At 68.0% G+C, this 11377-nt stretch carries 20 protein-coding genes and 1 pseudogene; 14 read left to right on the top strand and 7 right to left on the bottom strand.

Annotated features, from left to right (window positions below; all coding sequences use genetic code 11):
• Positions 1–28: 28 nt before the first annotated feature.
• The 12 genes from DK419_RS13030 (at position 29) to DK419_RS12975 (ending at position 5542) form a co-directional block, all read left to right on the top strand.
• Positions 29–1477: a hypothetical protein gene (locus DK419_RS13030; RefSeq protein ID WP_162561203.1), complete on the top strand. Its 1449-nt coding sequence runs from the start codon at positions 29–31 to the stop codon at positions 1475–1477.
• A 7-nt stretch (positions 1478–1484) separates the two neighbouring features.
• Positions 1485–2090: a hypothetical protein gene (locus DK419_RS28565; RefSeq protein WP_162561202.1), complete on the top strand. Its 606-nt coding sequence runs from the start codon at positions 1485–1487 to the stop codon at positions 2088–2090.
• 31 nt (positions 2091–2121) lie between these two features.
• The gene (locus DK419_RS13020; protein ID WP_109959451.1) at positions 2122–2415 is read left to right on the top strand and encodes a hypothetical protein; all 294 of its coding nucleotides are present in this window, start codon (positions 2122–2124) and stop codon (positions 2413–2415) included.
• Positions 2412–2720 (top strand): hypothetical protein, encoded by a 309-nt coding sequence (locus tag DK419_RS13015; RefSeq protein WP_109959450.1) that lies wholly within the window; start codon positions 2412–2414, stop codon positions 2718–2720. The genes DK419_RS13020 and DK419_RS13015 overlap by 4 nt, the downstream gene beginning before the upstream one ends.
• 26 nt (positions 2721–2746) lie before the next feature.
• Entirely contained in the window at positions 2747–3319 is a 573-nt protein-coding gene (locus DK419_RS13010; RefSeq protein WP_109959449.1) for a glycoside hydrolase family 108 protein, read from the top strand.
• Between the two features lie 38 nt (positions 3320–3357).
• Complete coding sequence (locus tag DK419_RS13005) at positions 3358–3579, top strand: hypothetical protein (RefSeq protein WP_162561201.1); 222 nt, start codon at positions 3358–3360, stop codon at positions 3577–3579.
• A 167-nt stretch (positions 3580–3746) separates the two neighbouring features.
• Entirely contained in the window at positions 3747–4013 is a 267-nt protein-coding gene (locus DK419_RS13000; protein WP_245442944.1) for a Pam3-gp28 family putative phage holin, read from the top strand.
• Positions 4013–4243, top strand: coding sequence for a peptidoglycan-binding protein (locus DK419_RS12995; protein ID WP_109959447.1), 231 nt, complete (start codon positions 4013–4015; stop codon positions 4241–4243). The genes DK419_RS13000 and DK419_RS12995 overlap by 1 nt, the downstream gene beginning before the upstream one ends.
• Positions 4240–4434 (top strand): hypothetical protein, encoded by a 195-nt coding sequence (locus tag DK419_RS12990; RefSeq protein WP_109959446.1) that lies wholly within the window; start codon positions 4240–4242, stop codon positions 4432–4434. Before DK419_RS12995 ends, DK419_RS12990 begins: the two co-directional genes overlap by 4 nt.
• Positions 4435–4773: a hypothetical protein gene (locus tag DK419_RS12985; RefSeq protein ID WP_109959445.1), complete on the top strand. Its 339-nt coding sequence runs from the start codon at positions 4435–4437 to the stop codon at positions 4771–4773.
• Positions 4774–4793: 20 nt separating this feature from the next.
• The gene (locus tag DK419_RS12980) at positions 4794–5021 is read left to right on the top strand and encodes a hypothetical protein (RefSeq protein WP_162561200.1); all 228 of its coding nucleotides are present in this window, start codon (positions 4794–4796) and stop codon (positions 5019–5021) included.
• Entirely contained in the window at positions 5018–5542 is a 525-nt protein-coding gene (locus DK419_RS12975) for a hypothetical protein (RefSeq protein WP_109959443.1), read from the top strand. The genes DK419_RS12980 and DK419_RS12975 overlap by 4 nt, the downstream gene beginning before the upstream one ends.
• A gap of 110 nt (positions 5543–5652) precedes the next feature.
• Here DK419_RS12975 and DK419_RS29460 read toward each other — a convergent pair whose 3' ends face one another.
• Together DK419_RS29460 and DK419_RS29455 are read right to left on the bottom strand one after the other, a co-directional pair.
• Complete coding sequence (locus DK419_RS29460; protein ID WP_245442943.1) at positions 5653–6330, bottom strand: Hint domain-containing protein; 678 nt, start codon at positions 6328–6330, stop codon at positions 5653–5655.
• A gap of 806 nt (positions 6331–7136) precedes the next feature.
• A complete protein-coding gene (locus DK419_RS29455; protein WP_245443008.1) occupies positions 7137–7337 on the bottom strand; it encodes a hypothetical protein in 201 nt (66 codons plus the stop codon).
• Here DK419_RS29455 and DK419_RS12965 point away from each other — a divergent pair.
• Positions 7293–7823 (top strand): annotated as a pseudogene (locus DK419_RS12965) (DUF4113 domain-containing protein); the annotation flags it as partial. The gene DK419_RS29455 and the pseudogene DK419_RS12965 overlap by 45 nt on opposite strands.
• A gap of 229 nt (positions 7824–8052) precedes the next feature.
• Positions 8053–8370: a DUF6894 family protein gene (locus DK419_RS12960; RefSeq protein ID WP_208642313.1), complete on the top strand. Its 318-nt coding sequence runs from the start codon at positions 8053–8055 to the stop codon at positions 8368–8370.
• Positions 8371–8514: 144 nt separating this feature from the next.
• Here the strand turns inward: DK419_RS12960 and DK419_RS29815 are convergent, their stop codons facing one another.
• Genes DK419_RS29815 through DK419_RS12940 form a run of 5 tightly spaced genes read right to left on the bottom strand, consistent with a single transcriptional unit; the run spans position 8515 to position 11377 of the window.
• Complete coding sequence (locus DK419_RS29815; RefSeq protein ID WP_280953936.1) at positions 8515–8643, bottom strand: hypothetical protein; 129 nt, start codon at positions 8641–8643, stop codon at positions 8515–8517.
• Positions 8644–8665: 22 nt separating this feature from the next.
• Complete coding sequence (locus DK419_RS12955) at positions 8666–9334, bottom strand: SGNH/GDSL hydrolase family protein (protein ID WP_245442942.1); 669 nt, start codon at positions 9332–9334, stop codon at positions 8666–8668.
• Positions 9331–9576: a hypothetical protein gene (locus tag DK419_RS12950; protein ID WP_109959439.1), complete on the bottom strand. Its 246-nt coding sequence runs from the start codon at positions 9574–9576 to the stop codon at positions 9331–9333. Before DK419_RS12950 ends, DK419_RS12955 begins: the two co-directional genes overlap by 4 nt.
• Positions 9573–10340, bottom strand: coding sequence for a hypothetical protein (locus DK419_RS12945; protein WP_109959438.1), 768 nt, complete (start codon positions 10338–10340; stop codon positions 9573–9575). Before DK419_RS12945 ends, DK419_RS12950 begins: the two co-directional genes overlap by 4 nt.
• The gene (locus DK419_RS12940; protein ID WP_109959437.1) at positions 10337–11377 is read right to left on the bottom strand and encodes a hypothetical protein; all 1041 of its coding nucleotides are present in this window, start codon (positions 11375–11377) and stop codon (positions 10337–10339) included. Before DK419_RS12940 ends, DK419_RS12945 begins: the two co-directional genes overlap by 4 nt.

The following is an 11377-nucleotide window of genomic DNA, read 5'->3' as shown; positions in this document are numbered from 1 at the left end:
CTCCACGAGCATCGGAAGGCACCACTTCATGTCTCTGCTCTTCTCTAGCGCTGCAACTGCGACGGTCGCAGCGAACACGACCAGCGTCGCGATCTCCGGCCTCGACCTCGGCACCGTCTTGCCGGGCATGACGATCAGCCTCGGCGCCCGCGGGCGGCTCACCGGCGACGCGTACATTATCGCGACCGTCACGCCGAGCGGCACATCGGGCGGCACCCTGACGGTGGTCGATCCGGTGGCGGGAGCCTACAACTCAGTCGCGTTCGTGATCGACACGCGCGATTTCAACGGCACCGCGCCGAACTACTTGATCGCGAGCTACACGCAGACGCTCAACGCGCTTCTGCGCCTCACCAGTCCACTCACCAACCTGTTCACCGGCTCGCGTCAGGTCGCCCTCGACAAGGATAACGCGAGCGCGATCTCGCGCCTGCTCTTCGCTATCTCCGGCCGCACCTGGGGCGCCGTCGAGCAGCGCACCCTCACCTACACGCCGACCGGCGCGGCGCAGACCACCACCGAGACCGTCTCCCTCAGGGCCTACCCGGACGGCACCACCCCGATCGATGCCCTGCTGATCGACCTCGCCACCGGCGGGGCCGACCTGCGCAAGGCCAGCGCCACGATGGCCTCGGCGCCGACCGTCGACCTCGGCTCGGCGCCGACCGGCAAGGTGGCGGTGACGGGCTCAGCCACCATTCTGTCCTTCGGCGTCGGCAAGCACCTCGAGCGCCTGGTGCACATCATGGATGGCGGCGCGGTGCTGACCTACAACGCCACGAGCCTGGTGCTGCCGGGCGGGGCGAATATCACCACCGCGGCCGGCGACTGCTTTCACGCCACGTCCGATGGGTCGGGCAATTGGCGCGTGCGGAGCTACGCCCGCGCGTCCGGCAAACCTGTCATCAGGTCGGGTTCGGCCGACATCGCCGACGCCAGCGCGTCAGGTCGTATCGTCCTCACCGGCACGGCAGGCCAGGGGGCGACGGCGCTCGGTCTCGGCGTCGGGAACATCCCCACCTTCATGGGCGCGATCCTGAACGGGGCTATTCAGACCCGGGGCGCGATCACGGCCGGGGGCTACGTGGGCGTCGGCTTCGCGAACGACACTGGCCTCCAATACTGGGGCTGGGGCCTCGGCGATGCGCTCGGAGGCGGCAATTCGGGCGCCAACCTGAAGCTGTTCTCCTACGGCGACGGCGGCGGGTTCCTTAGCGGTCCTATCGTCATTAACCGGGCGACCAGCCAAACGGTTCTTATGTCCCTGGCCGTCACGGGCGGGACGACGCTCGGCGGCACCTTGCAGCTCGCCTTCTACACGGTCGCGACGCTGCCGGCCGGCACGGTCGGGGTGGTGGTCTTCGCCTCGAACGCGCGCAAGCCGGGTGAGGCGGCCGGGGCCGGCACCGGCGTGCTGGCCTGCTACTCCAACGGCGCCTGGAGGCGCTTGTCCGACGAAGCCGCTGTCGCAGCGTGAGGTCATCATGAGCGAGCCCTTCCTCTACGAGTTCCTGTTTCGCGGCCGGCCGGCGGGCTCGGCCGAGCCGCCGGCCTGGCACGTGGTGCTGGGCCAGTACGTGACGCCGCCCGGGGCGAGGGAGGCGCAGTTCGTCCAGTCTGGCACGCTGACCCCGGTGCAGGCGGAGGCCGCGGGGTTCCCGCTCTCGGCGGTGCTGGCGGGGATCGACGCGGCGGCGCTGGCGGGGCGGGACGCGGCGCTGGCCGAGGCGGAGGCCGCGCGGCGGGAGCGCGATGCCCTGGCGGCGCAGCTCGCGGCGCTACAAGCCGCGCCGGCGCCGGCCGCGGGCCTGCCGGCGGTATCGGATCGGCAGTTCTTCCAGGCACTCGCGCAGGCCGGGGCGATCACGCCCGACGAGGCGCTGGCCGCGGTCATGACCGGCACGCTGCCGGAGCGCATCGAGGCGGCGGTGGCGAGCCTGCCGGAGGCGGAGCGCTTCGCCGCCCGGATGCTGCTGTCGGGCGCCACCTCGTTCGAGCGTGCCCACCCCATGGTCGCGCAGCTCGGCGCCGCCCTCGGCTACGACGCCGCGGCGCTCGACGCGCTGTGGCGCGCCGCCGCCGCCCTCTGACTTCCACCTCTGCCCCTGACGGAGCCACCCCATGATCACCGTGACCGAGACCACGAAGCGCACGCTCGACACCCCGGAGGCGATCGCCGACCACGTGCAGGCCGAGTACGAGCGGCGCACCCGCGAGGCGCCCTTCAAGCCCGGCGACCGGGTCAAGATCGACCGGCGCGACGGCATCCCCGGCGATTTCCTGACGGGCGATGTGGGTATCGTGATGCTCTGCGACCCCGAGTTCTCGCCGCTGACGACCCTGATGGGCGTCAACGCGTCGGGCATGACGATCCAGTTCCCGGTCGCGACGGCCAACCTCGAGGTACTGCCGTGAGCGCCGGCGCCCCCAAGCCGGTCGCCAAGCTGCAATTTTTCCTGCGCTCCGGCGGCTCGTTCGTCATCGACGGCGTCGAAGAGTGGAAGATCGGCAGCGACGGCAACAGCATCGCTTCGCTAGAACTGCGCCAGCAGAACAAGCCGGGCCAGACCGTGCTGCAGATCCCCGGGATCGCCCTGTCGGAAATCGCGGCGATCGTCCGGCTGCCGCTCTCCGAACCGGGCGCCGCCGAGCCTGCTCCCGCCCCTTCGCCGTCGCGCGCTCCCCGGGCCTCGGCAAGCCGGGCGCTCGCCAAGGCGTAAGCCCCCTCGACAATCTGGAGATCCCGATGACCGCGAGCACATTCGAGCGGGCGCTTCCGCTCGTCCTGAAGCACGAGGGCGGCTACGTGGACGACCCGGCCGACCCGGGTGGCGCCACCAACCTCGGGGTGACGATCGGCACGTTGAGCCTGTGGCTCGGCCGTCCGGCGACCAAGGCGGAGGTCAAGGCGCTCACGGTCGCGACCGTCGCGCCGATCTACCGGCGCCGGTTCTGGGACGCGATCCAGGGCGACGCCCTTCCGCCCGGCCTGGGCTACGCCCTGTTCGACTTCGCGGTGAACAGCGGCCCGAAGCGCGCGGTGATCGGGCTGCAGCGTGCGCTCCAGATCGCCGACGACGGCGCGCTCGGGCCGCTCACCCTGGCGGCCGTGGCGCGGCACAAGCCCGCCGACCTGATCGACGCCCTGTGCGACGGCCGGCTGGCGTTCCTGCGGCAGCTGTCGACCTGGCCGCGGTTCGGGAAGGGCTGGTCGCGCCGGGTCGAGGAGGTGCGTAAGGCGGCGCTCGCTATGGCGGCCGAGCCCGCGTCCGCGGCGCCCGCGAAGTGCCCGACCTGCGGGAAGGCGATGGCTGCGTGATGCCCGCCCGCCGGCTCATCCCGCCGAACGAACCGGTCATGCCGGCCCCGATCGCCGGCCCGATGCCCCTCGGCGACGCGCAGGATCCGCCCGTCGACCGGATCGCGCTGGCTGCAGCGCGCCACATCGACGCCCTGATCGACGAGCCGACCAGCGAGCGCCCGACGCAGCGGATCACGAAGATGCAGATCGTGATCGAGCGGGCGATCAACGAGGCGCTGGACCGGTGCCAGGCGCTCGGCGGGCGGCGCACCCGCTGACCAACCGCCGCAGATTTCGCGGCAGTTCACCCGCGCCGGCCGGGCGATCAAAACCCGGTCAAGACCTAAGCCCTTGATGCCCTGCGCTAAAATGTGTCCGGGTCAGAGGTCGATCAAATACCCGCGCCGGCCGGGCCAGCCGAGCACCCCACAATTAGGACATCGTCATGAACAGTGAACAGATCGCCTCTCTGCTGCGCACCATCCTGCAGTTCGGAGGCGGCATTGCCGTCGGCCGCGGCTGGATTGATGCCGACACCGCCACCGCGGTCACCGGCGCCATCGTGACGATCACCGTGACCGCCTGGGGCCTCTACGCCCGCCGCAACACCGCCCTGGTGCAGAGCGCCGCGGCCGTGCCGCAGGTGGCCCAGATCGTCACGACCTCGCAGCACATCGCCGAGGCGGCCGGCCCGAAGGTGGTGACCGGCTGATGCCCGGCTGGCTGTCCTTGGCGCTCAGCCTCGTCGCCAAGATCGTCACGCAGTGGCTGGCGAACCGGGAGGCGGAAAAGGCCTTCCGGGATCTCGGTGCCAAGACACAGGCCGAGGACAGCCGGCGCGAAGCCGAGCACCAGGAAGCCGAAGCGCAGGCAGCGGCCGAAGCCGCCACGGCCGCGCCCGAGGATCCCGATGACCCCTTCCTGCGAAAGGACGGAACATGACCTTCACCTGCGCCGCCGCGGGCTTCTTCGTGTTCGCCTGCACCAGTCCCGAGATCCAGGTCGACGCGGCACGGTTCTGCCAGACCGCTCGACCGATCACCTACAGCGTCCGTGACACGCCGGAGACCCGCCGGCAGGTCCGGGCGCACAACGCCCGGGGCGTTGCCGTGTGCGGATGGGGCAAGCGGTAGGTGACCGGCATCGAGATCGCCGCGCTCCTCAGGGACTATGGGCCCTACGGCGCGATAGGCCTGCTGTGCGCGGTGGTCGTCTACCTGCACAAGCTCGTGCAGGGCTGCCAGGAGGCCCGGGTCTCCGATGCCAAGATCAACACGGCTGCGCTGGAGCGCCAAGCCAGCACCAACATCGAGACAGCCGCTGGTCTCAACGCGATCCGTGCCGGGCAGACCGAGATCCTGCGCATGCTCGCCCTGCTCCAGAAGGAGATGGAGGGCAGCGACGAGCGGATCCGAGACAGGATGAGCGAGATCCAGCGTCGGATCGACACGATCTGCCGTGGAGGCGCGTGATGATCCGACGGAGGATCCAGATGCTTCTCGACCGCCTCTTCCCGGCTCGCTGCTCCGACGCGGGGGCCAACCTGCGCCGTGCCGCAGAACTCCACGCGCTGTCGGCGCTCGAACTGGAGAACGCGGCACGTAAGCAGGAGCGTCGGGTCGAGGACATGCGCGTCACGGTCGATGCCGCCGAGCGGCGAGTGGAGCACCGCAACCGGCAGATCGCCACTCTCAACGCTCTCCTGGAACGGGATCGATGAAGCACATCCTCACGTCACGCCTGTCCCTGCTGTTCGTGCTGCCCAACGCGTTGTTCCTGGGCGCGGCTCTGGTCTTCGACGCCGAGACCCTGATCGGGATCCTGAATGCCGCCATCGTCGCGCTCGCGGCCGGGGTGTGCGTGGCCTACTTCACGACCACCCGGGACATCGTGTTCGGTCGCCTGCCGCTCAACAAGGTCCACTGGCTGGCGCTCGGCATCTTCCTGTCCTGGGCGGGAACGCAGCTCGGGCGCTGGTGGTCGATCGTGTGGCGCTGGCTTGATCAGCCGATGTGGCTCGCGAACTCCACGATCGTGGCCTATGGCCTCTTCCTGGTTGCCTGTGGTGCCTACTTCCACCTGATCGCCGATGAGGCGATCGGCGAGGAGCGGGTGCCGCCGCAGCGTTGGATCCGGTGGGGCGCTGTGGTTGCGGTCGCCATCTTCATGATGGTGCTGGCGAGCTACGCGATCGATCGATGGACCGAAGCGGGTGCGATCTTCGGCCAGGGCCTGGGCTGACCTGGGAACCCTCTGCGTCGCCGGACCGTTGACCAGCGACTTCATCGAGACCCCGAGACGACCTTCAGCCCCGCCGGCAGTCGCCGAGCGGGGCTTTCTTGTCTCTGGGCCTACGCAGCGACCCAGGTAAAGCGCTCGGCCTCGTCCCAGGCGCAGTCGGCTCCCAGAGCCGCCGCGAACACGCCCGACAGGCGCGCCCGCTCGGCCTCGACCACCGGCCCGTCGACCGCCACCGGCCGGCAGCGGGCGGCGAGACCCGGCACGACGAAGTCGGGGTTGTGGAGCGCGTGATCGGAGCCTTCGGTGAAGAACGGCCGGTCGCCCCAGTCGAGATAGCTCTCGGCGGGAAGCCCCTCGGCGAGCAGGATGTCGTGGCTGTCGAGCTCGACGTGCCAGTAGGTGACGGCCGCCACCGGCTCGCGGGCGATGGTGGTGCCGTTGATCAGGCACATCACCGGCACGAGGTGGCCGCCCTCGTTCCCGGCCTCGGCGCCGACGAGGACCGGGTGGCCGGGCGAGAGGCGCAGGTCACGGGCCGGGAGCCCGGCCCCGAAGGCGCCGGCGCGGATGCGGACCGGCTGCTGGTCGTGCGGCAGGAGCGGACCGGCGGCCGCGATGGCGCGATGCCCGATCCAGACGATCGGACGAAGGGCGCCGGAGGCGGTGACGGCGCGGTCGCCGACCCGCAGGTCCTCGACGGCGACCTCGCCGCGGGCGGTGCGGATCAGGGTGCCGGTCGTGAAGCACACCGGCGCGATGTAATCGCCCTGCTGCGGAGTGAACGTCACCGAACTGCCGGGAGTGATCGGGTTATTCGAAAAAGCGACCGTATCACCGCTTGTGCTCTGAAGCAGGAACAGATCGCGCGTATCCAGCTGCGTAATTCCAATGCGCTGAACGCCGATCACCGTCGAGGGTGTAGATAGAAGGCCGATATAGGTATTGGTGCCGTCTGCGTTTACTCCGTAGAGATATCTCGTGTCCTCCCCCTGATTGTTCAGAGCGTACTGTTTATATGTCCCGTATTTAGAATTTAGGGCGCTGAAAGTTGCAGACCCTGAGCCACTGTTTGAATAAGCTAGTGCCTGAACCGATGCCACATTGGCGGCGTTGAAATATTGATACTGGAAAAATGGATTGCTCCCGATACCGGCCGCCATTGATTTTCCCCCCGGAGTTCATCGCCCACGCAAAACGTAAGCGTCGTGCACAATCCTCCTGGCTTGACTCCGCGGATAGGTCAATTGTCTTAGGCCGTAGGAGGATGAGCGTTTCCGAGATAAGATCGGAAAACTTCAATCTGTAGCGCTCATGATACACCCAAGGGTGGCGACGGCGGCTCCTCGCTCCTCCCACCCATCCGGCCACGACACGTCCCGGCCGATGACGAGGACCAGCGGCATCCTCTGCCGCCAGTCAGGACGCCTCCGATCCCTTGCACATCGCCTTGAGCGTAACGCGCCAGCACCATGCATTTTCGGAGGTGGTGGATCGAGCCATGACACCGCAAGGTTGTGGAGCCCTCATTGGGGCATGTTCGATCCGACTGGCCCGCCCGGCTCCCCGCCGCGGCGGGTTTTTCGTGCGCGCGCCGTCACCCGCCACTGACCTGCTCCGCGAAGTCCTCCGGCACCTCGCCGAACTGGCCGAGGATCGTCGCGCTCTCCAGCTCGCCTGTCTCGTCGTCCGCGACGATCCGCAGGGCCGCCGCGCCCGGCATCCGACTGGCGATCGCCTCGGCGCGCTTGAGCGCATCGCCGAGCGGACGGTGCTTGAGCAGGCGGTGGCGGCCCACGCGACGCGCCTCGGCGAGAAGTTGCGGCGCGACGGGCTGGCGGTCTCGGCTGTCACGGTCTTCTATCACACCAGCGAGCACGACCGCGGCGAGCCGATGCGCTCGGCCTCGAAGGTGGTGCATCTGCCGGAAGCGACGAACGACAGTCGCCATCTGATCGATGCGGCGATCCGCGGCGTGGCAATGACCTGGCGTGAGCAGGGGCCGACGCCTTGGCGCTACAGCAAGGCCGGGCTGGTGACAACCGACCTCGTGCCGCTCGACGAGGCGCCCCGCCCGCTGTTCGACAACTTCGACCGGGAGAAGTCTGGCGCGTTGATGGCAGCGATGGATGCCTGCAACAGCCGGTTCGGCCGCGGCGCCGTGGTGCCGGCGCGGGCGGGGCTCGTCGAGAAGCGCACCTGGTCGACGAAGTTCGAGATGCGCTCGCCGCGTTTCACGACACGGCTGAGCGAGGTGCCGAGGGTCAGCGCGATCATCCAATGAAGCCTTCGCATCGTTGTGGCCCAGCGGGCCTCAGCGCGGAATGCGGACGCCCCCAAACCGATCAACTTCTCGCAGGGTGCGACATAAAGGACAGAAATCAATCTGCGTAACAAAAGGGTGAGCGCGGCATCGGCCGGTGTGTTAGATCGACGGCAATCGTAGACAACGATTAATTGGCACGTCTATGAGTGAGAGCGTTGGCTCCCGCCATTTATCGGCTGGAGCAAAAATGCCTCGCTTCTACTTTCATGTTTTTGATAGCGCCGCTGTTCTCGATCCTGAGGGTGCAGAATTACCTAATTGGCAAGATGCACAGTCGCATGCGATACGTTACATGGGTGAAATATTACAATCGAATGCGAAATTAATTGACTGGCATGACGATTTTCATATGGATGTAACAGATAAGACAGGACTGTTGCTGTTTAGATTAGATTTCAGCATAGTAAGATCCGTTGCGCTGAATTATACTTCAGGACTGATTTCGAGCGATGCTTCCCCCATGTCGGCCGTGGCCTCAAGGCACGGCGAGCCCTCAGACAAATGACGCAGGGGCTCGGGATCGGCAGGAGGGTGGGTCACCAGCGCTTCCTATCGTCGAGGCGCCGCGCCGCCCGCCTCGATCACGCCACCGCACCCCGGGCGCAGGATAGGACCAGGGTGGAGGTGAGGGCGAGATAGGCCGGGACGCTCATCCGACCGGCGCCAACAGGACCGCCGTCTTCACCGCGTGCCGCCGCTGCGGCCCCGTCACGCCCTCCCGCGCCAGCACCTCGACGGCGTAGGCGTGGGCCAGGACGGCGGAGTAGGCGGACGCCATCGCTCAAACTCCTGCTCGCCGCCTAAGTAGCGGCCGAAGCCTCAATCCGGTTCAAAGCTTCAGCCCAAAGCTTGCCAGCCCGTGCGCTATGCAAATGGTGGTCGTTTGGGTCATCTGATCTATAGTGGTCCGCTAATACGCCAGTCGCCGGATCAAGTAGCGCTGGGGTAATATCAACGAAAGGGCAGTTTCTATTTTGAGCGCCATTTTTCAGGAGGGCATTATAGCGATGGGTCAACTCAGTCCGCTCCGCTATCGATGTGGTCACCTCACGGCGCATATTGGCAATTTCACCCCAGTCCTGCCCATCCTGAATGGTCGGCGGCACCGCGCCAGTCAAGACTACCTGCGAATAACCACTAGCGATAAGTTGGTCCACATAGCCCAAGTGGGCGTTGATAGAAGCATAAAGTTGCGCTTCGACCCCTTCTCCCAGCTTATCAGCACGCCACCATATTACGAAACCGCAATCGACCTCGCCGAGCTGCAGGACAGGTATAGCGTCGGGCCGGGCCGGCATTAAGTGTGAGGAGAATATCTCAAGAGCATGGGTCTGACTGTTCGGGTTGCGCAATCCTATAGCAGTAGCCCCACCAACCTCAAAAAATTCGCATGGACGCGTGATCCAGCCGCTTTCTGCGGCATGCCGAAATGCACCTATGTGGCTGTCGCCGAAGATGAGCCATGTCACGCCAACCTCCCAAGCAGGATCGCGGTCCTCACCGCATTCCGCCGCCGGGCCGGCGTTGCATCCTCCACCGCCAGCTCACCAGCCGACCACGGATGCGCCAGGACGGCCGCGGCGACGTCGAGGCTCCCCTTCCCGATCTCGAGCACGGTCGGCTTCGACGGGTCGGCGAGATAGGCCGAGATCGCCGCGTCCAGCCCGTCGTCTGTGAGGAGCTTCTGCTTGTAGGCCTCGCCGCCGGTCATGATGCGACCCGCTCCTCTGCCACATCAAGCCCTACCGCCTCGGCAAGCTCCGGCGGGGCGGAGCCGCGCTCGGTCTCCCTCAGCCACCCCCGGATCGCGGTCGCAGCCGGCCCGGAGGGGCCGTCCGTCTTCTCCCACTTGGTCACCGCCTGGCCGAGATCGCGGCCCGTCAGGTCGAGCGCCGCGCCGATCTCGCTGCAGTAGAGCGGACGAGAGAGGCCCAGGCGCTCGCCGAGGATGCGCCTGGCGTCTCGAAGCTCGTCGCCGGACATCGGGCGGCGCCTCTGCGAGATCTGCCGAGAGGGTGAGGTCACCTCCGCGGGCGTCTCCACGATCGCATCATCCAGCTCGGCCAAGCGGCGGGCGGCGGGCGGCAGGGGCAGCCCGACACCGTCGAGGATCGGCAGGACGTGGTGAGCGCGCAGGATCGCCCGGATCTCGTCGTCCGTGGACCGCGGCAGGCCGTAGTGCGCCGGGATGCCGTCCACGTAGCCGGCAAGGCCGATGCGCCGCGGCATGTCAGGCTCGGCCTTCGGCACCACCACCACCGCATCGGCCTCACGCGCCGCCATCAGCCAGTCGGCGGTGATCTCGCGCATCCGCAGACGTATGGTCTCGAGCTCGCCCCGCGCCGCGCCGGCCTCCCGCGTGATCCGCAGGCCGCTCGCGCGGCCTTGGGCAAATAGCGCATCAAGGTCCGGCTGATCCGGGAGGGCGGCCAGCAGGTCGGCATGCAGCCGCGCGGTATCGGCGTAGACGGTCATGGCTGCCCTCCCCAGGAGCGTAGGTAATCGCTGTCGGTGCGCGCCGGCTCGCCGGGGCGGCGGGGCGGGACGTATCGCCCGCGTCCGGCCACGGCCTGAAGCTCCCGGTCGATCCGGAGCAGACCGTCGAGCACACGCACGGTGCGCGGCAGAGAGAAGTGCGATCCGGTCCAGCATGCGCCGAGGGGGCGAAGCAGGGTGCCGATGCGCCGGACGGCCGCCTTGTGCGTCTCGGTCACCGGCGGCCCACCCACGATGACCCAGATGTCGGGATCTCGAGATGAGGCCGAGACCATGTCGGGCAGCCCCGAGAAGGCCGCCGCGTCCTCGAAGCGCTGCCGCTCGATCGCTGTCCGCCGCGCCAGCGCCGCCGCTTCGGCAGCCTCGCGGGCGACCCACTCGGCCATCATGGCGTGCGTCACGGTCTGGCGCAGATCCCAGGCACCGCGCCCGTCCGGACGCACCTTGCGGAAGCGCTGCTTCAGCCGCCGGCGGGCCTGGCCGTCGTCCTTCACCCAGACCTTGATGACGACCCGGCCCATGATGCGCCACCAATAGTGGTGCATCGCGAAATCGCCCATCCAGGCCCAGCCCTGCCGATCCCGCTGGACGTGCCCGATGGCTAAGCGATCGTATTCCGCGTCCTGAGGCGGGGCCACGCTTTGGTCGGGATCGCCATAGGGCGCCCGGCTGCCGACCGACCAGCCGCCGATCTGCGCGAGCGGTCCGCCCGGGATGCCCTCCGGATGCCCCGCCCGAAGGCACATGGCGACGCGCTCGTGCGCGTCCCGCCACAGGATCGCGACCTGCTCGGACGTGAGCGGCGGGGCGATGCGGTAGACGTGGGCGAAGGAGTCGCCCGGTCCGATCGGGCACCAGCGCCCGCCCGCCCAGACCAGCATCACGCCCGGGCCGGCCGTGGCCGCGAGCTCGTCGGGCGAGCCGACCATCCAGCTATCCTCGGTCAGGCTGCTCCACCAGCGCGGATGCTGCATCGCGTGCGGCCACTGGTCGTCGAGGCGGACGAGGAGCGACAC

This window comes from Methylobacterium terrae, from assembly GCF_003173755.1.
Lineage (GTDB): Bacteria > Pseudomonadota > Alphaproteobacteria > Rhizobiales > Beijerinckiaceae > Methylobacterium > Methylobacterium terrae.
The sequence above is the reverse complement of the archived record's forward strand: the minus strand, read 5'-3'. Positions and strand labels throughout refer to the sequence as shown.